We start from the raw sequence: 18318 nt of genomic DNA on the forward strand, positions 1-18318 counted from the left end.
CGACGAGGTGCCGAAGATCACCACCGTTCTCGGCGCAGTTTTGATCTGCGGAGCGGGGCTGTTCGCCTTAAGATCTGCGAGGTGATCGATGCTGCGGACCGCGTTTATCGAGGCGATCGACGACATCCGCTCCAACATCGTTCATTTGCTATGCCCGAGGCCAAGCCAGGGCCTGCTGCTTCGACGGGGACATGCTGGTCAGCAACTTCCCCGCCTATAAAAGCAGGTTCGCAGAAGCTTGCCACCCCAAAATGTTGCGCACGTTCGACACGCCATCGGCCATTGCGCGCTGTTCGAACGCCGCGGTTCCAGTTACTGGAAGGTCAAGTGGTTTCCTGGAAAAATGAACGCTACGTTCTGCCGCGATATGGCCAGCACGTTCCCGGAGGTTGTTGGAGCGGTGCTACAAGCTTTGCGCACGCTGAGGCCGAGATGGACGCCTCTTCGCTCGCCGCTGCGCGTCTGAGATTCGCGAAACCGTGCGACCGGCGTTAAATAACTTCGCATGGAAAGGGATTTGAGCCAGACGCAGAGTTCCGCCGGCGCTTCGGCTACGGTTGCATTCATCGATCTTGCAGGCTTTAGCGCCATCGCGGACGTTTATGGAGATGCAGCGGCAATCGATGTGCTCGAGATTTTCGAGAGCATGGTCCGCGAAGCCCTTAGCGGCTATGAACCTCCGATCAAATGGATCGGTGACGAGGCAATGCTCTCATTTCCTGAGCCGGAAGTCGCGATCCAGGCGCTTGGAGCGCTGTTGCAGGCATGCCGAAAAGAACCGCGCCTGCCGCTGACGCGGGCCGCGCTGAACCATGGGCCGGTCATCCGCCGGGCGGGTGATCTGTTTGGATCGACCGTCAACATAGCGGCACGCATTGCTTCGCTTGCGTCCCCCGGTCAATTGCTTGCGACTCAATGCATTGCCGATGCCGCTGCCGCCAAAGGCATCCTGGTGCGAGATCTCGGAAAGGTAGCCCTTCGATCGGTAGCTGGCGAAGTTCCCATTTATGAGATCGAACTTGCCCCCTCGCCTGACCCGGCCTGGATCGATCCGGTGTGCAAGATGCATGCTCCTTATGCATCCTATCAACGGGCTGCCCCGGAAGGGCCATGGTTTTGTTCGCTGCGTTGCGAAGAGGCAAATCGGAAGTCGCCGCAGACCTATCCATTGGCTCGATGACACGGCTCCCCTAACAGGTGTCCTACATTAGAGACTTGCCATTGGCTGTTGCGCGCTGTTCGAACGCCGCGGTTATTTAGTGCGATTGCCAGGCCACGCAGGCTGGTGACGCCGGACTGCTGGATGGAGGCGATGATGGGCAGCACGGTCTGGGCAAATCTGTCAGCCTCCCGGATCGAGATCTTCCGACCTTTCGCCGCAGCTTGTTGGTCGGATTACCGAGCTTCATTCCAGTGGTCTTGCGAGAAGGCGAGGGCGGCTTTGGTTCGTTCCGAGATCAATCGCCGCTCTTTCTCGGCCAAAGCGGCGTAAAGGTGCAACATGAACGGATCGGCATCGGCGCCAAGTTCCGCGACAATGAACGGCACCCGCTGGACCATCAGGCCGGCAATGAAGGCGACATCTCGCGACAGGCGGTCGAGCTTGGCCACGACGACCGGGCATTTTGTCTGGCGGGCAAGGGCGAGGGCGGCTGCAAGTTGCGGGCGGCGATCCAGGGCATCCGCGCCCTTTCCGGTTTCGATCTCGGTGAACTCCTGGAGGATGATCATTCCCTCCGCCTCGGCAAAGCGGGCGACCGCGGCACGCTGGGCCTCGATGCCCAAGCCTAACTGCCGGCTGCCCGATTGCCGAAACCCTGCCACCGCGATTTTGCCGGCCAACGTCAGACACCGGGTTTGCTGACGGAAAAAAGCTGCAGGCTGCCGGGCAGCCCACTCGCTTCCAGTTCGCCATGCTCTTCGAACATCAGGCCGGAGCCGACGACGAGATCGCGCACCGTCCGCGACGCGATGATCTCACCCGGCCGCGAACGGTCGAGCAGCCGCGATGACAGCTGATCGCAATGCCGGTGAAATTATCGCCACGCTCCTGGCATTCGCCGGTATGGACTGCCGAGCGGACATCGAGACCGGATTGCCTCAGGCGATGACGGATCGCGATCGCGCACTGGATCGACCTCGTCGGCCGTTGAAACACAGCGAAAAACCCGCTTGCGGAGCACCTGATCTGTCTGCCTTCGGCAGCGAGCAGCTCGCCGCGGATCTCTTCGGAGTATCGCTCGATCAGATCTGCGCCGACACAAGAAGCGGGGCCGGCTATCTCCAGGGACAGCACCGACACCAGAACCCTTTCGCCCGGCGCTGCTGGCAAGGCGCCGGTGACGAACGTCTGGATCTCGTCGACGAGCCGATCGGATTTCTCGCCCCAGATTACGTGATCACGGCCGGCAAGCTCGATGTATTTGGCGCCTTCGATATGCGTCGCCAGATAGCGCCCCTCTTCCGATTTTACCCAGCGGTCCCCTGCCGTCTGCACGATCAGTGTCGGGACGTGAATGGCTGGGAGAAGGTGCGAACATCGATTTCGGTACCCCAGCGCCAGAGCGCGATCGCGTCGGCAGGCGAGGCTGAGTTCCTGAGATACGCGGCGAACCATTCTCTCTCGAAACTGTCATTCATCAGGCTGGGCGCGGCATTGCTCATGTCCGCCGGTTCTCCCCACTCTCTCTCGACGACGGCCAGATCCTCTTCCACCTGCTCGCCTGTTTTCGCCCAAGGGTAATCCTTCGACCATCTGCCGCTGGCGTAGGCTCCGTTGAGCACAAGGGCCGCTGTCCGCTCGGGATAGGTCGCCGCGAACAACATGCACATGGGGCCGCCTTCGGAGCTGCGGAACAGAACCGTGCGCTTCGAGCCGACCGCATCCAGCACCGCCCGCACGTCCTCCATCCGCTTCTCCAGCGTCGGCAAACCGACATTGCGGTCGGACAGCCCCGTGCCGCGCTTGTCCATGCGGATCAGGCGCGAGAAGCCGCCGAGGCGCTGGAGCACATGCGCCAATCTCGGCGACGACCAGGCAAGGTCGAGGTTGGAGACCCACCCAGGCACATGAATCAGGTCGATTGGCCCGTCGCCGGTCACTTGATAGGCGATGTTGATCCCGGCCGATTTGACATAGTGGGTCGCGGGGCGCCTCGGCTCGGCCTCAAACGCCGGCCGCTCGCCGGTTCGGGCTGGCGACGGTGGCGGTGTCTGGGAAGGTGACGCCGAGGCGGCTATCCGGGAGGCGGTTTGCGGCGTCATCCGGCGCGTCCGCAGGTCTTCATAGAGATGTCGGGTTTCCGGCTCGGGCTGCAGGTTGAGTTCCCGCTGCAGCGCACCGCGGCAATTTTCATATTGCCTCAGCGCGAGATTGAGCCGGCCCTGGACCGCGTAGGCTCGCATCAGGGTGCGGCGGATATCCTCCCTCAGCGGCTCCGTGGCGAGGAGGCGCGTTGCCGAGCGCACGCATGAGGCATGATCCTTCGTAGTGCAGTAATGCGCGACGAGCTTGTCCAGTGCCGCGACGGCCATCGCCCTCAGGCGCTCGCGCTCGACCCGCAGCCAATCCTCGAAGGGCTCCTCCTTCAGGCCGAAGCCGTCGAGCAGGTCGCCGCGATAGACGACAAGCGCCTGTTCGAGATCTTCAGGCGCCGAGTTGGCGGCCAGCGCCTGGAACCGCGCGACATCGAAATCGAGATTATCGAGATTGAGGGTGATGCTATGACCATCCGTCAGGAACCTTCCGCCGTCGGATGCGTCCATCGCTTTCTTTATGGCGGACAGGGCCTGCCGGAGGTTCATCCGCGCCTGGGCCTCGCTGTTGCCCCCCCACAACAGCGCGGCGAGCTTCTCGCGCGACTTGGAGTGTCCGGACTGCAGCGCGAGATAAGCCATCATGGCGCGCGCCTTGCGGCTGAAAACCGGGGCCGCCGCACCGCCTCCTGCGAAGTCGAAACCGCCTAGCAGACAGAGATGAGGGTGCGTCATCGGATCCGCCACAGCCACAACTTCTTGCGATCCTTTCTGTAGTTGCCGCTAATTCAACCGTCATTTTCATCGGCCTGGCGTTTTCACGAATCCTTCACGCTGGTTCCAACGCGCCTCTCACGGCCGTGGTGGAGATTGTCCGGACGAGCAACCCTTATTCAGGAGGACACTATGCTACGCCCGAGTTCGGCCGAATGGCCCATATGGCATGATGATCCCGGTCAGAATGAGCAGTCGCGCGGCGGCCCGTTACGCAACGATATTGCCCTTACGCATTATCTCGAGAAGCAGCGGGCCTGCCCGGTATCAGCGATCCGCTCGTTCGATTTCCGGACAACCGCGATCCGCGCATTCGCGCTGATCGCGCGAGTTGGGCGTAATTTTTTCCGGCGACTGCATCCATTCAAACCGCGCATCGCTATGAAGTCGTTGCACGATACGGTTGACTAGCCGCTACTACCCGCCGCCCGAACCCGGCGCTGCGGCCTTTCATAGTCTGCCGGCCTGCTAGTTCAATAGTTTGAGTGCCTGTACCCGATGGACACCTTCCGCGATCGCGTATCTGTCGCGCGCCAAAGTCTCTGTTAGCTTCTTGATGCGGCGGAATCGCGGAAATATCAAATGGCGTTGCGCATTAGGCTGCCTGGCGGCACACTGAAGGTGAAGACCTATCGCGAGCTGCGAACCCGCGAACGAGACAGACGGGTTCCAATGGTGAAGCTAGGGTCGATTTACTTGATCTGGTGGTCGACCAAGCAACACCCCCACGACATTTAGCTGGCTTTTTCACCGGCAGCGATATCTACTCTCAGAGGGGGAAGCGCTTTCTGGGGAGGAAGCCATGCGCGGCAGGCGTCGCACAGTCATGGTAGCGGGGGTATTGGCGGCGGTCCTTGGATTTTTATTGTTGCTGCTGATCCTGCAAGCGCTAAGCAGCTTACTGCCATAGTGCTGCCGCGCTGAGGTTTAGCAGGGGATTGCCGCGCGAGAACGTTGCGCACGTTCGTAGAGCATTCGCGCGATGCGGATGGTCGCATGCCAAGCGAAAAATTCACCGAATGCACCCGACTGCTGAGCGGCTTTCCGGGCTAGGTCCAGTCGCCGACCGCAGGCCCTGATCCAATAGCTGATGTTACAGATCGCACCACCAGCCAATATTGGATGCCACACGAGCATGACAAGCTCACTCGGGCAACCCGGCTTTTCGCAACGTCGTGGCAAATCCGTCCATCAAATGCGGGCGCACGAGGTCCATCCGCACGAAACTGCTGATCGTCCAGCCTGGCGCAATTTCCAACAGCCGCTCGGCTGCCGTGCGCGCCGCATCAAGGCGGTCGAGATTGGCATGGGCGGCCACGAGTGTGGCGTGAAGTATGCTGAAACCAGGATTCGCCTGGATCGCCAAGGTCGAATAGCGGGCGGCTTCCTCGAAACGTTCGGTGAACAGGTGAACCCACGACAGAGCCAGATAGGGGTGGTAGTTCAATGGATCGAACGGGCTGAGCCGCAACGCCTTGAGAGCATGGTCGGTCGCTCGTTCATATCGCTCGCAGAACATATGCACCAAGGCGCTGAAACCGAAGGCGAGCGCTGAATTGGCGTTCATTTTCAGCGCCCGATCGAGCGCCCCGATGGCGCTTTCGTAGTCGTGGGTAATGTTTGCGTGGACGAACGCCCCAATGCACAGCGCCTGCGGATCGTCCGTACCGATGCTCAGCGCGATGTGGGCATGCTTCAGCGCAGCAGCCCTGTCCAGGGGCGACAGACTTGGCGACATCAAGAGGAGGGTAGGTGGCGTCTTCGGGCTTCATGGTTGTGCTCCAATTTAGCTTGGAGCTGGCGCAACACGCTTCGAGAGGATCTGTTCCGGGGAAATGCGTGACGGCCTAGTTGTTTGCTGGCCAAAGCAAATCATTATGTTGCAACATACCAACGGCAGCTTTGCGCCTCAATCCGGCCGTTCGTAACGCTTTCGCTAAAATCCAATAGCGGACATTTCGGATGCATAACTAGGCCCTTTGACGAGAAAACACTTGTCACCGAGGACTTCGAAGAGTGAGCTTGACGCTGTGCAAACCTGCAGGTTCTTCGAGTTGGCATACGTACCGAGCGTCGCGGTTTCGACCTTACGATATGCGGCTTCGGCATAGCTGACGCTGATCGCGAGGATAGCGATAGCAAGGTGGCTCGGGGATAAGTAAGGTCGCGACATGCATCCAAAATAGCACCGGCCCTTGATGGGCTTCGTCCATCGATTAGATGAAGCGGTCACCGATATTAGCTATCACTTGACTAAGGCGCCGCCCGCCCCAACAGAACGACCGGGCCGCTGTCGGTCTCTAGTTCGAGCGGTCCGATCAGCGGATCTGGCGAGAGCAGCGTGGTGTCGCCGGCAAGCAGTTTCGTGAACCCGGTTTTGCTTGGCTTGCGTTTCATGAAGACGTCTCCTGCCGGCCTGTTCATCGCATGGCCCGCCAGTCCGCTTTGACGACGCGGCGGGTATAGGCTCGCTCGATGTCAAAGACCGCTTCGTCACCTTTGTGGACACCCTCCCATTCGCGCCACCTGCGAGCCGAGAAGCCATAGACGCACTTCGTTGAGGCCCGAAGCTTGAGGAAGGATGCCGATCAGGTTCGGATCGTAGCGCAGCTGGTCAACGCCAAGACAGGTGCTCACATCTGGGCGGAAAAGTTTGACCAGTCGGGAGACAATCCGATGGCGCTCCAGGATGCCGTCACGGAGAAAATCGTTGGGGCGCTTGCGAGCGATTTCGGACACTTAAAGCGGGCAGCGTACGGTGAGGCTTGGAGCAAGGACGCCGCAAGCCTTGAGGAGTATGATTATTATCTCAGAGGGCACGACAAACTCCTGCAGTATACGCCACAGACGACGGAGGAAGCCTATCGGATATGGAACGAGGGAATGGCAAAGTTCCCGGATTCTTCGCTCCTGAAATTCAACATGGGTTTCCTGCACTATATTCGTGCCGTCAACGGCTGGTCACAGAATCTGGAGGAAGACTTGCGCTTGGTCGGAGTGCTGGCAAGGCAGGGGATGTCCAACGACAAATTGTCCCCTCTGGAAGAGAAGCTGGGCCACTGGCTGCTTGCCTACGCCAAACTTGTTGAGCGCGACTTCAAGAGTGCTCTTGAGGAGGCGGAGACGGCGATCGCCTTGGCACCGAATGACGGCTACATGGTCGCAGTGCTGACCGACGTGGCCGTTGGAGTTAACGACATTGAAAAGGCCAGTTCTTGGGCGGATGTTGGCATCCGCAGTGACCCTGCCAACAAAGGCTTCTATTCATTTTTGAAGGGATGGGCGCTGACGTCGGGTGAGAGATACCAGGAATCAGCCAAGGTCATGGAGGAGCTTGGCGATTGGTTTGCCAACATTCCACTTTTCAAGGCGATCAATGCGGTAAATCTCGGAAACCTTGAGGAAGCCAGCTCAATGTAAAAAAGGCACTTGAGTTCGATCCGAGCTGGACAGCGAAAAAGTTCAGGGAGGTCAACTTCGTCAACGACGAAGTGCTGGACCGACAGGTGAGTGACCTGATCAAGGCGGGGCTGCCTGAGAAATAGCGGTAGCAACGACTGTAACTACTCTCTCGGAAAGTGCCGACACTAAGGTGGCGCCCCAACGTCCGCCATCCCTGTGCTACAGTGCAATTTCAACACGCACAGGAAGTATGTGCCGAACACGGGCTGGAGCCGGAAGTAACCCCGCGCTTCCGTTACTGGATTGACCCGCGAGGAGGATCAAGCATGTCTGACCGCACCGACGTAGGCCCTCTGCAACTGGGCGAAACGGCGCCCAATTCGTGCTCGACGCGATTACCCGCGAGGGCACAATCGCTATCGACGATTTCCGTGGCGAGAAACCAGTGCTGGTTGGGCTGTATCGAGGTCTCCATTGTCCTTTTTGCAGGCGTCATATCGCGACGATTTCGCAGCTCACCTCAGCCCTTAACGAGAAGGGCATCGAAAGCCTGACAGTGGTCAATACGCCCATCGAGCGGGCGCGCCTCTATCTGCGATACCATCCGATGCTAGGCCTGCTCGCGGCATCCGATCCGGAGCGGACTTCACACCGCGCCTTTGGATTGCCGAACATGATTACCGAAGACGAGAGCGCATGGCCGCAAAGGGTTTCGATCAGCGATGCAAAGTCGATGCGGGTCGACTTGCCGGGCGAGATGCCGGAGCCGATGGACCCGTTTGCGGCGCTCGAATATCTGAACAAGAAGGACAGCTACGATATCACAGAAGCGGATCAACAGATGATGGCCACCGGCATGGGGCAGCTCGTCGGCCAGTTCCTGCTCGACCGCGACGGTGTCGTTCGCTGGACCTCCAGTTCTCGATGGCGGCCTGTTCGGCGCTCCGAATATGCAGCAGCTAATGTCGGCAGCGTCGCACATTGGTCAGTAGCGGAGCGGTTGCGGACGTCGGCTGCACGGATAGCAGGTGTTATGCAAACCGTTAGTTCGAGCCGGGTCGACACGCTTCGGCGCGAAGCGTTTCACCCACTCGTCGATGCTGATTTGGCTATCGGTGGTGGGTGTCCGGAATGGCTTCCTGCGGCGAGCAGCATGGCGACTAGTTCCCCAGTTAATCCGGTATATCATAGATCATCTGCCGACATATCCGCGCATTGCCTGGACATGCGAAGCGCGGCTCACAGGCATGTCGTTCTTACCGCACCTAGCACTACATTTGATGTGCACGTGACCGGCTTGGGACGCGTCGGCGGATCGTTTACCGGCCGATTAGCGGAATGTTCGTGCGACATTGCACATAGGCGTCTGTTCCGACTCGCTCGCCAAGCGATCGGCAATAGGCGTCGTCCTGAGGAGCCATTGACCTATTCATGAGGTATTGGCGAAGCGCCGGCTTGTTGCTCGCGAGTAATGTAGCGGAGCCTTTGTCCATGCCCTGCTGCTTAGCCACGCAACTGTTTTGGACTTGCCGTCGGATTGGCATCCGCTTCCTACCGAAGGGCGCAGCAGAATAGCTATGCTCGTCACCGTCAGCCGGGAGGAGTGTAGAGCGGCTCTCTGCATCGATGAACCAAGCACTGGCCATCGCGCGTCGGCACAAACCCTACCGCTGGGATTTCCGACCAGTCGCACGCATTGCTGTACCGACGGACGTAGAGGGCATAGGTGTTCGGGCCGGTGGTCAGCACCGCCGAGCCATGGCTCTGGATTAGCGCCTGCGTCTGTTGGCAGGTCATGGCGCGGGTGTCCGGCCTGGCCTGGGCGAGGGTTGTGAAGGCAAGCGAGACCGCTGCCGAGGTCAACGCAATCCGGCGAATGGACACGACGAGATTCCCATGATGAGCCATTTGGTTGACAAACTCGCACGTCGCAGGGCAGCTGTGCAATGGCGGCCTCCAAATCGGAATTCCGGACTGGAGCAAACCGCCCGCCTCGTGCGAACTGACGGCGTGCCGGGGAGTCTGGCCGGTCGGACCTCATTCAGATCGTGCTGCGCGAATGGCTGGAAACCAACGCCTATCTGCCGGTCCGGTCGATCGACGAGGAAAGCGAAATCGACGGCAGCGCCTAGGGCCTTCCGCGATCACGGAAGTTACTTGGATCGCCAAGGCCGGTACTTTTCAACGGCGGACCCCAATCCGTTAGGCCGGCGCCCGACAAGGCAATCTACCCCGCCCCCCCAAGCGGCGCCGGCCACTCGAGCAGTATGATAGTGATCTGCGGCTTGCAACGGCTGCTGATATCTCACGCCCGTCCTTGGCCCGTCGCTTGCGCGCGCCTCGCATTGGTGATCTGCTCCACTTTACCTTGGGGAGGGGCAGATGCTGAGAACTATTTTATCGACGCCGGCTGGACGGTTCGGCTAGTCTGGATCTGTGTTGCAATTGCATCGCTGCTGGCGGTCGCGCCATGGCCATACGGCGATTACCAGATGCTCCGCGTGGTGGTCTTTTTCGCCGGAATCTACTGCGGGATCATGGTAAAACGCTCAGATGCCCCGGAAATCAGACCTTGGGCTGGGCGCTGTTTGGGGCCGCGTTGATCTTCAATCCGTTTCTGCCGATACATTTGCCGCGGGAATTGTGGGCGGTGCTCAATGTCGGTGCCGCAGCCCTATTCGGTTTTGTCGCATATCGTCAACGCGGTTAGCTAAGGGAATGGAAAAGCGTTTAGCCAAAGACTTGTCTAATGTTGTCCTCACCTTCAATTGTCCGGATTGCTCGCATCCGGCGGTAAGGAAGGGCTCTGCCCTAAGAACGATCGCGCACTTCAGATGCGAAGGGTGCGACGCCAAGGTGCGGATCACTTATCCGCAGAAGCTAGCAATTTTCGAAAGGCACAGGCTATTCGCCAAAGGTTTGCGACAACTCAGCTCTGCTTTGCGAGAAATCTAGGCGGCTTCGCCCAAAGGTCAAACGCGGCAGTCACCCTAATCCTGATCCCAAAAATCCTGCAGCGATGCGTGACGCAAATCCTCCTCGCCCCTGAGGTGCTTCACACGTGCCTTGATCCCCGGCTTGACCCACTGCGTTGCCGGCCGCTTTGGCATGTCCTTGGGCAGTGGCCCGGCATGTTCCTGGACGCGCTTCCATAGCCGCTCTCGCATGTCGCGATTGACGCTCACGAACGCACTGCCGACATTTTTCCGGGTGCCTGGGTCAGCCATCAGAGCAAACGCCGGCTTGCCCCTCTCGCGTTCAACTCCGAGAAGTTCAAACTCGCTTTCGGTGAAGGATTTTGTCTTCAGCCAATTGGTGGTCGGGCCGCTGCGATATTTGCTGTCTCGACGCTTTGATACCATCCCTTCCAGGCCTGCCGCGTCGATCAGATGATAAATTGCGTTGGCCTCGCCCGGCATTGTCTCGCTGAACTGGATGCGGCTGTCGGACCATATGAGGCCGGCCAGGATTTCCCGCCGATCCTCAAGCGCCATGTCGCGCAAATCGTGGCCGTTGAGATGCAGCAGATCGAACGCGCGAAATAGAGGTCATGCTGGCGCCTGGTGATTGCCTTGCGCAACGCGGCAAAATCCGAAAGGCCAGCCTCAACCGAATGGAAGTCAGAGACGCCGCCGCTATCCGTGCTCATCTGCGAGCTAGCACTGCCTAGACGCGTGGCGTCACCTAGCGTTGCAGGATCGATCGCAGATACGACCATGCCTCCTGCCACTCTTTATCAATCGCTTTGGATTCGTCCTAACCTTGCAGCCAAGAGCGTCGCTTATTGCCCATGTGGTCCCTCCCTGCGCTTTCCGTCAGGCGCACCTATAACGCGCGGAGTTAAAGACGGTTCAAGGGTCAGAAGAGGAAACCGACCACGGCAGTTATTATGAACGCAAAGGCCGCGCCAGCCAGCAAGGAAATTAAGAGGATGCCCGAAATTGCTTGGATGGTCGGCATCAGACCGTGTCGTGTTCGTGTCGTTCATCGCTTCGTGTGAGAACATGCTGACGAACGTCATCACGATTAGCGCGACGGCGAAAAGCCACCAACTCCAATGCATGGTATGTGCCCGCCTTTCACTACCGGCAAGATAGCAGATTTGTGATGCAAAAGCACCGATTGCGAGACACGCAACGGAACAATTCCGCGCTTGCCGCACCTGGCCGCGCCTTCAATGTGCCCGCTAGTGCCCCTCATGGTCGTATAAGGATATGATATCCTTTGAACCGCATTGATATCATTGGGGAATTGCCCGCGATGTGGGAATGTATGTGGGACTGAAGGCAACGCGACGCGCCATCGCTCGCGCGGCGTTCTTCTCGATCATTGCGAACGCTGATCAAGACATCGGCAAATCCAGGAATTTGCAAGCCTTTGCGTTGGCGGAGCGAACCCAACAATCTGATTAAGATCGATGCCGACATGAAGGTACTCGAAGAGATCGGTGTCCCTCCCGATCGCCGCTGGCTTCATCTGTTCGGCCGATGCGCTTGTCGTGGAACGTCTCCACATCGAATAAGTGCGTAAAATTGTAAGTACCCGCGCCCGCCGGCTAGAGTTCATTCCGCCGATGGGGCCCAAGCTGGTCGCCAAGCCGCCCGGCGGCGAGGACTGGATTCACGAAATCAAGCTCGATGGCTTCCGGTCACAGACCGTCATCAACAGCCCCGAGGATATTCGCGTCTTCACCAAAACCGGTGCGGACTGGACGAGCAAATATACAGGGCTGGTCGAAGCCGCTAGAGATCTCGAGGTCGAGAATGCGATCATCGACGGCGAGGCTGTTATTCCCAATGACGCCGGTCTGCCCGATTTCGCCGCGCTTCAGAAAGCCGTCCACAATGATCCCTACGCGATGATGATGGGCGCCTTCGATATACTGCACCTGAACGGTCACGATCTGCGCGACATCGGCTGCAAGGCGCGTCGCGAGATTCTTTTCGGCATCATCAAGCCGAACAACAGGATCCAGTTCAGCGAGGCCATGCCCGGCGACGCGAAAGCGATCTTCTATCTCGCCGACCAGGCCGGCCTCGAGGGGATCGTTTCGAAGCGCGCCGACAGCAAATATCGGAGCGGCCCGACGACGAACTGGCTGAAGACCAAGAGCTGGACGGTCGACGAATTCGAACTGCTCGGCGTCGAGCGCGAGCCAGGCAAGGCGACATTCGCGTTACTGGCGGAGCCCGGCACCGGGAAATATCTTGGTACCGCCTTCATCACCCTGGGCCGCGACATGAAGGAGCGGCTGTTGAAGCGGGTTCGAGAGCACGCTGGGCCGCCGCCAGAGGCCATGAAGAAACGGCCGGCGACGCAGTGGGTCAAGCCTGGTGTAAAGCTGCGCGTAAAACATCTTCGCGGCGACCACAGCCACATACGCCATGCCTCGCTGCTGGGTTTCGGAGAGGAGTAGACTCGTCTGGGCATCACGAAGCCACTCTGCCTCACGGTGGCGGGCTATCACCTTGCAGGTCGCTAGTCAGAACTCTAACGCGGCCGATCTCGTCCAACTCCCCTGCATCGTACTTTCTAGATGCCATTTCGTGGACGGCATCCAAGCCGAAGTCTTCGACCGCTTCGGTAGACGTCACGACCAGGACACGCTCTGTTCCATCAAAGGCTTCAAGCACCAATTCGAACCGATCAGTGGTTCCCTCTTCGCCAGTAAAAACCAGACCCATATGCCCTCCCCCGTAGCCGGTTCCGGGGTTGTTGGTCCTGATCCGCTTCATCTCCGAGACATCTGGCACCGGCCTGGCGATCGTCAAGACGGCTTGACCGGCAGCAGGAATTTGTTCTTATTCTGTTCTCATGGAAATCGAAACGTTAGGCGATGCCTGGAACGACGGAGTGAGGCTCACCGCTGCGAGTCAATCGTCTTCGTGGCGATCACAGCCACATACGCCATGGATCGCTGCTGGGTTCAGTGAGGAGTAGCCTCGTTCTGGGCATCGGGTTAGCCGCTCGACCGTCTCGATAGTCGCCTTGGCCAGGGGTTCGCCCTCGTGCACAGGTTCAGGCGGGTTGAGCAACCGACCATCAGCTCCCGGGTGGTTGGCAACCCGCCCTGATGCTGCCGCATTAAACGCTGAAGACCAGACACAAGATCCCAATCTGGCTCTTGCGTAGCTTGCTAAATCCGGTGAGGATTATGCCCCAGTGAGTTCTATGAAGGACTGACCTCATTTGTTCCGGGCAAGATCTTTTCCCATCGCGGCAAGGACTGCTTTTCTGGTCACGCTGGCAGGTGTCCTCCTGCTCGCGCTTTCCCCCGCGTGGCTTTTGCAGAATTTCGGCTTGGGCTTCACCTCTCATGATGACAAGCTCAATCACGCCGCAGCGTTTGCCGTGTTGGCGGCAATCGGCAGTTTCGGTTGGCCAGAGCACAGGGCAAGACTGATAATTTTTCTTGCTCTTACCGGGGCGGCGATCGAGATCCTTCAGGGAATGCAGATGATAGGACGCGACATGGATTTGTTCGACTGGTTTGCCGATTGTGCCGGCATGGCGTACGGGCTCACAATTGCAAGCTGGGCAAAAAGGCTTGTTAGCGGATTGTCCTAGGTCACTTCCTTTGATGCTGGGCTGCGTCGGCACCTGCGCTCGACCGTAGAGCGGCCGGCCAGCGCGGACCATAGCGCGGGGCAAGCGCGATCTGCGCCTCGCTTTCTTCCGGAGATGCGAATCTGGGCTCAACAGAGAGCAGAACCGTTCCAATGTTCGAACGCAAGGGCGCTGCTTCCGAGCCAAACCAATCTTGCATTTTATTTCATGACGTTTGGCACTTCTGCGCCTCTCATGCGTTAGGGAGAGTTCAATAAATGCGGCGCGGGCAATGGATCGTCATTGGACTGCCTCAGTAGCATTGGGTTTGTTCCTGCTGACGATCGAATACGTCGAGCAAAAAGCCTGGGCGCAGGCGCCGTGCCCTGCTGACCATGGCAGACTGCTCAGCGCCCTCAAGGCGAGCGTTAGGGCGAGCGGCGGCCCCGGCAATGGCGGCTTTGACACCCATGAATGGGCGGCGGTCGTGGCGCGCGACGGGGCGGTCTGCGCCGTCGCCTTCAGCGGTCCCACGCCCGACGCCCAATGGCCCGGCAGCCGCCTGGTTGCAGCCGAAAAGGCCAGCACAGCCAACGGGCTCAGCCTCGCCCACATGGCCCTTTCGACCGCTAACATCTATGCGGCGGTCCAGCCGGGCGGAGCCCTGTTCGGCCTGCAGGCCACCAACCCTGTCAACCAGGCGGCCGCTTATGCAGGCAATCCTACGACATTTGGAAGTTCCAGCGACCCGCTGACGGGAAAGCTCGTCGGGGGCATAGTCGCATTTGGCGGCGGTCTGGCGCTTTACGATGAAAAAGGGATCGTCGGGGGGCTTGGTGTAAGCGGCGATTCCTCCTGTGCCGATCACAATGTCGCATGGCGCACGCGCGCTGCGCTTGGATTGGACAAGGCGCCGGCCGGCGTCAATCCAAATCGCAAAGACGCCATCGTCTATGATCTTGACCCCGGCGGGAAGAGCGCTTCCGGCTGGGGCCATCCATTATGTGCCGGAAGCGAGGCGGACATAGCAGCGGACCTCGGCGCCGGGGTCGGCGGCTCGATGCACGAATGAGACAGGTGCAACAGGTAGCGGTGAAGATTGGGGCGCCTGCCAGAGGGGATACAATGGCCAGGATAGATGGTCGTACCAAATTGGGGGTGATCGGCTGGACCTTGCTGACGGGCTTCGCGCTCGTGGCCGGAGCGGTCGCCCAGCCGGCGGAGCCTGCCATAAGGCCGCCTGCTGCAGCAGCCCCACCTGACGATGGCCAGTGGACCATGCCGGCGAAGAACTATGCCTCGACCCGCTACAGCGAACTCGCTGAAATCACCGAGGACAACGTCAAGACGCTGCAGGTAGCCTTCACTTTCTCGACCGGCGTGAACAAGGGCCAGGAGGCTGCGCCGCTGGTTGTCGGCGACACGATGTATATCGTGACGCCTTTTCCCAACATTCTCTACGCGCTTGATCTCACCAGACCCGGCGCACCGATGAAGTGGAAGTTCGAGCCGAATCCCGAACCTGCCGCGCAGGGTGTTGCCTGTTGCGATGTGGTCAACCGGGGTGCGGCTTTCTCCAACGGGCGTCTCTACTTCAACACGCTCGACGGGCACACCATCGCGGTCGACGCTGCGACCGGCAAACCGGTCTGGAACACCCGTATTGGCAACATCAACATCGGCGAGACCATCACCATGGCGCCGCTGGTGGTAAAGGGCAAGGTTCTGGTGGGCAATTCCGGCGGCGAAATGGGCGTGCGCGGCTGGATCAAGGCACTTGACGCCGGCGACGGGCATGTCATCTGGACAGCCTACAGCACCGGTCCGGATGCCGAGGTGCTGATCGGCCCCGACTTCAAGCCGCATTACGACATGGACAAGGGCAAGGATCTCGGCGTCACATCGTGGCCGCCAGACGCCTGGAAAATCGGCGGCGGCAATGTGTGGGGCTGGATTTCCTATGACCCCGACCTGGACCTGATCTTCCATGGTACCGGTAACCCCGGTCCCTGGAACCCGGACCTGCGGCCCGGCGACAACAAGTGGACGTCCGGCATCTTTGCCCGCGATCCCGACACCGGCACTGCAAAATGGTTCTATCAGTGGACCCCGCACGATTTGCACGATTACGACGGCATCAACGAGCAGGTGTTGCTGGATATGACCTGGCAGGGCAAGCCCCGCAAGGTGCTCGTCCGGCCGGAACGCAACGGCTATGTCTACTTGCTGGATCGCACGACGGGCGAGGTCTTGTCCGCGGTACCATTCGGGCCAGTCAATTCCAGCAAAGGAGTCGACCTCAAGACAGGCCGGCTGATTGTAAATCCCGAGAAAGAGACCAGCACCGGCAAGGTCGTACGCAACATCTGCCCGACCGCATCCGGCCTGAAGGATTGGCAGCCCTCGGCATTCTCGCCCAAGACCGGCTTGCTCTACATCCCGCACAACAATCTGTGCATGGACGAAGAAGGCGTCGAGGTGAATTACATCGCCGGCACGCCCTATGTCGGCATGAATGTCCGCATGATACCCGGGCCGGGTGGACATCGCGGTGTCTTCACCGCCTGGGATGTCGCTACCGCCAAGCCGGCGTGGATACTGGAGGAGAACTTTCCGGTGTGGAGCGGTGCCGTCGTTACGGCCGGCAACGTCGTGTTCTACGGAACCATGGAAGGCTGGTTCAAGGCGGTGAGTGCAACGACCGGGAAACTGCTTTGGCAGTTCAAGACCTCTTCCGGCATCATCGGCCAGCCGATCACCTATCGCGGTCCCGACGGGCACCAATATGTCGCGATCCTGTCGGGTGTCGGTGGCTGGGCAGGTGCCATCGTGTCGGGGGACCTCGACCCGCGCGACGCCAGCGCTGCGCTCGGCTTCGCAAACGTCATGAAGGATCTGAAGGACGTAACCACGCCGGGAGGTACGCTGTATGTATTCCGGCTGCCTTGAAGCGATCGGCGGGCCTGCGCTACGGGGGAGAATGCGTTCCCGGCATTCTATCGCGACAGTCGGCGCGCTGGCCTTTTCCCTTGTTGCCGCCCTGGCGAACGCGCGCGAGCTGCGGGTGTGCGCCGATCCCAACAACATGCCCTTCTCCAACGCTGGCGGCGAAGGCTTTGAAAACAAGATCGCGGGGATTGTCGCCAGGGAACTTGGCGCCACTCTTTCCTATACTTGGTGGGCGCAGCGCCGCGGCTTCATCCGCAACACGTTGAAGGCCGGCCTGTGTGATCTCGTGCCCGGCACGCCCGCCAATCTCGAAATGCTGCGCACCACCGCGCCTTATTACCGCTCGTCCTACGTTTTCGTGACGCGCAAGGAGGCGCCGGAAGTCAGGTCCTTCAACGATCCTCGCTTGCGTAATCTGCGCATCGGTGTCCAGCTGATCGGCGATGATGGCGCCAACTCCCCACCCGTCCAGGCGCTCGGGCGCCGCGGGATCGTCGGCCATCTCATCGGCTTCCCGGTCTATGGCGACTATTCTGCGCCGAACCCTCCGGCGCGCATCATCGAAGCGGTCGCGAGCGGCGATATCGATATGGCCGTCGTCTGGGGCCCGCTGGCCGGCTACTTTGCCGCCAAACAGAAGGTGGCGCTGCGGATTACGCAGGTTGAACCGCGGATAGACGGTCCGCGATCGCCGATGATCTACGACATCTCAATGGGCGTGCGCCACGAGGATAATGTGCTGCGCGGCGAAGTGGACGCTGCCCTTGCAAAGCACCGCGCCGAGATCAACGCGATTCTGGCGCAGTACGGCATGCCTCGGCTCGATACTGCTGGAGCGCGGTGACATGAACCGCGGCCTTCCCTTGCTGGTGTTCGCAATGCTCGCCATTGCCGGATGCCAGCGCGAGGAACGCGACACCCGCCCTCTGTCGGCGCTCGGCTCCGGCGAGCAACCGACGCCGGTCACTGCCCTTGCGCCAGGCGGCGAGCGGCCATCCCCGTCCAACAACAAGGCAGCCGCGTTCGAGGCAAACGCGTTCCATCTTAGCCAGGGCAAACGTCTGTTCAACTGGTTCAACTGTTCCGGATGCCATGCCAACGGCGGTGGCGGCATGGGACCTGCGCTCATGGATGAAAAGTGGATTTACGGCGGTTCGATCGAAAGCATCCACGCCACGATCAGAGACGGGCGCCCGAACGGGATGCCGAGCTTCCGTAACAGGGTCCCCAACGACCAGATCTGGGAACTCGCCGCCTTCGTCCGCTCGCTGAGCGGCAAAGTACCCTCCTCCGCCGCGCCAGGACGCGACGACGACATGATGGTGCACCCATCCGAAAATCGCCTGCCAAATGCCGCTACACTGGGGAAGTCGCCGTGAGACGCCTTGTTTG

At 59.9% G+C, this 18318-nt stretch carries 17 protein-coding genes and 1 pseudogene; 10 read left to right on the forward strand and 8 right to left on the reverse strand.

Annotation, left to right across the window (positions count from 1 at the left end; translation table 11 throughout):
* Positions 1 to 625: 625 nt before the first annotated feature.
* Positions 626 to 1180 (forward strand): adenylate/guanylate cyclase domain-containing protein, encoded by a 555-nt coding sequence (locus tag NKH36_RS32495; RefSeq protein WP_352965920.1) that lies wholly within the window; start codon positions 626 to 628, stop codon positions 1178 to 1180.
* Between the two features lie 215 nt (positions 1181 to 1395).
* On the opposite strand, the gene NKH36_RS32500 is transcribed toward NKH36_RS32495, so the two are convergent.
* From NKH36_RS32500 to NKH36_RS32520, 5 genes are all read right to left on the reverse strand, one after another.
* Entirely contained in the window at positions 1396 to 1842 is a 447-nt protein-coding gene (locus NKH36_RS32500; protein ID WP_352965922.1) for a recombinase family protein, read from the reverse strand.
* A gap of 85 nt (positions 1843 to 1927) precedes the next feature.
* Positions 1928 to 2497: an alpha/beta fold hydrolase gene (locus NKH36_RS32505; RefSeq protein WP_352965924.1), complete on the reverse strand. Its 570-nt coding sequence runs from the start codon at positions 2495 to 2497 to the stop codon at positions 1928 to 1930.
* 2 nt (positions 2498 to 2499) lie between these two features.
* Positions 2500 to 3900 (reverse strand): bifunctional AfsR/SARP family transcriptional regulator/alpha/beta hydrolase, encoded by a 1401-nt coding sequence (locus NKH36_RS32510; RefSeq protein ID WP_352965926.1) that lies wholly within the window; start codon positions 3898 to 3900, stop codon positions 2500 to 2502.
* Positions 3901 to 5173: 1273 nt separating this feature from the next.
* Positions 5174 to 5767 carry a tetratricopeptide repeat protein gene (locus NKH36_RS32515; protein ID WP_352965928.1) on the reverse strand — a complete coding sequence of 198 codons (594 nt, stop codon included), beginning with the start codon at positions 5765 to 5767 and terminating at the stop codon, positions 5174 to 5176.
* Between the two features lie 515 nt (positions 5768 to 6282).
* Positions 6283 to 6426, reverse strand: a complete 144-nt coding sequence (locus NKH36_RS32520; protein WP_352965930.1) for a hypothetical protein — start codon at positions 6424 to 6426, stop codon at positions 6283 to 6285.
* 174 nt (positions 6427 to 6600) lie between these two features.
* Between NKH36_RS32520 and NKH36_RS32525 the strand changes: the two genes are divergently transcribed.
* Together NKH36_RS32525 and NKH36_RS32530 are read left to right on the forward strand one after the other, a co-directional pair.
* Entirely contained in the window at positions 6601 to 7449 is an 849-nt protein-coding gene (locus NKH36_RS32525; protein ID WP_352965932.1) for a hypothetical protein, read from the forward strand.
* A gap of 308 nt (positions 7450 to 7757) precedes the next feature.
* Positions 7758 to 8423, forward strand: a pseudogene (locus NKH36_RS32530) (peroxiredoxin-like family protein).
* A gap of 598 nt (positions 8424 to 9021) precedes the next feature.
* Here the strand turns inward: NKH36_RS32530 and NKH36_RS32535 are convergent.
* The gene (locus NKH36_RS32535; protein WP_352965934.1) at positions 9022 to 9315 is read right to left on the reverse strand and encodes a hypothetical protein; all 294 of its coding nucleotides are present in this window, start codon (positions 9313 to 9315) and stop codon (positions 9022 to 9024) included.
* Between the two features lie 586 nt (positions 9316 to 9901).
* Between NKH36_RS32535 and NKH36_RS32540 the strand changes: the two genes are divergently transcribed.
* Positions 9902 to 10141, forward strand: a complete 240-nt coding sequence (locus NKH36_RS32540) for a DUF6804 family protein (protein ID WP_352965936.1) — start codon at positions 9902 to 9904, stop codon at positions 10139 to 10141.
* 280 nt (positions 10142 to 10421) lie between these two features.
* On the opposite strand, the gene NKH36_RS32545 is transcribed toward NKH36_RS32540, so the two are convergent.
* Complete coding sequence (locus tag NKH36_RS32545; protein ID WP_352965938.1) at positions 10422 to 10925, reverse strand: hypothetical protein; 504 nt, start codon at positions 10923 to 10925, stop codon at positions 10422 to 10424.
* A 1079-nt stretch (positions 10926 to 12004) separates the two neighbouring features.
* On the opposite strand from NKH36_RS32545, the gene NKH36_RS32550 reads away from it, so the two are divergent.
* Complete coding sequence (locus NKH36_RS32550) at positions 12005 to 12847, forward strand: ATP-dependent DNA ligase (protein ID WP_352965940.1); 843 nt, start codon at positions 12005 to 12007, stop codon at positions 12845 to 12847.
* Positions 12848 to 12878: 31 nt separating this feature from the next.
* Here the strand turns inward: NKH36_RS32550 and NKH36_RS32555 are convergent, their stop codons facing one another.
* Entirely contained in the window at positions 12879 to 13115 is a 237-nt protein-coding gene (locus tag NKH36_RS32555) for a hypothetical protein (RefSeq protein ID WP_352965942.1), read from the reverse strand.
* A gap of 505 nt (positions 13116 to 13620) precedes the next feature.
* On the opposite strand from NKH36_RS32555, the gene NKH36_RS32560 reads away from it, so the two are divergent.
* From NKH36_RS32560 to NKH36_RS32580, 5 genes are all read left to right on the forward strand, one after another.
* Positions 13621 to 13998, forward strand: a complete 378-nt coding sequence (locus NKH36_RS32560) for a VanZ family protein (protein ID WP_352965944.1) — start codon at positions 13621 to 13623, stop codon at positions 13996 to 13998.
* Between the two features lie 271 nt (positions 13999 to 14269).
* Positions 14270 to 15049 carry a GlcG/HbpS family heme-binding protein gene (locus NKH36_RS32565; protein WP_352965946.1) on the forward strand — a complete coding sequence of 260 codons (780 nt, stop codon included), beginning with the start codon at positions 14270 to 14272 and terminating at the stop codon, positions 15047 to 15049.
* Positions 15050 to 15102: 53 nt separating this feature from the next.
* Entirely contained in the window at positions 15103 to 16926 is a 1824-nt protein-coding gene (locus NKH36_RS32570) for a methanol/ethanol family PQQ-dependent dehydrogenase (protein WP_352965948.1), read from the forward strand.
* A gap of 31 nt (positions 16927 to 16957) precedes the next feature.
* Positions 16958 to 17770 (forward strand): substrate-binding domain-containing protein, encoded by an 813-nt coding sequence (locus tag NKH36_RS32575; protein WP_352965950.1) that lies wholly within the window; start codon positions 16958 to 16960, stop codon positions 17768 to 17770.
* Between the two features lies 1 nt (position 17771).
* The gene (locus NKH36_RS32580; protein ID WP_352965952.1) at positions 17772 to 18305 is read left to right on the forward strand and encodes a c-type cytochrome; all 534 of its coding nucleotides are present in this window, start codon (positions 17772 to 17774) and stop codon (positions 18303 to 18305) included.
* The last annotated feature ends 13 nt before the right edge of the window (positions 18306 to 18318 follow it).

The sequence above is a fragment of the Mesorhizobium sp. M1312 genome (genome assembly GCF_040318115.1).
GTDB lineage: Bacteria > Pseudomonadota > Alphaproteobacteria > Rhizobiales > Rhizobiaceae > Mesorhizobium.

Excerpts from the sequence above, each read along its gene's own strand:
- NKH36_RS32565 (WP_352965946.1), top strand. The coding sequence starts at position 14,270 with ATGGATCGTCATTGGACTGCCTCAGTAGCATTGGGTTTGTTCCTGCTG.
- NKH36_RS32510 (WP_352965926.1), bottom strand. The coding sequence starts at position 3,900 with ATGATGGCTTATCTCGCGCTGCAGTCCGGACACTCCAAGTCGCGCGAG.
- NKH36_RS32575 (WP_352965950.1), top strand. The coding sequence starts at position 16,958 with ATGCGTTCCCGGCATTCTATCGCGACAGTCGGCGCGCTGGCCTTTTCC.
- NKH36_RS32580 (WP_352965952.1), top strand. The coding sequence starts at position 17,772 with ATGAACCGCGGCCTTCCCTTGCTGGTGTTCGCAATGCTCGCCATTGCC.
- NKH36_RS32545 (WP_352965938.1), bottom strand. The coding sequence starts at position 10,925 with ATGGCGCTTGAGGATCGGCGGGAAATCCTGGCCGGCCTCATATGGTCC.
- NKH36_RS32555 (WP_352965942.1), bottom strand. The coding sequence starts at position 13,115 with ATGGGTCTGGTTTTTACTGGCGAAGAGGGAACCACTGATCGGTTCGAA.
- NKH36_RS32540 (WP_352965936.1), top strand. The coding sequence starts at position 9,902 with ATGGCCATACGGCGATTACCAGATGCTCCGCGTGGTGGTCTTTTTCGC.
- NKH36_RS32550 (WP_352965940.1), top strand. The coding sequence starts at position 12,005 with ATGGGGCCCAAGCTGGTCGCCAAGCCGCCCGGCGGCGAGGACTGGATT.
- NKH36_RS32515 (WP_352965928.1), bottom strand. The coding sequence starts at position 5,767 with ATGTCGCCAAGTCTGTCGCCCCTGGACAGGGCTGCTGCGCTGAAGCAT.
- NKH36_RS32570 (WP_352965948.1), top strand. The coding sequence starts at position 15,103 with ATGGCCAGGATAGATGGTCGTACCAAATTGGGGGTGATCGGCTGGACC.
- NKH36_RS32520 (WP_352965930.1), bottom strand. The coding sequence starts at position 6,426 with ATGAAACGCAAGCCAAGCAAAACCGGGTTCACGAAACTGCTTGCCGGC.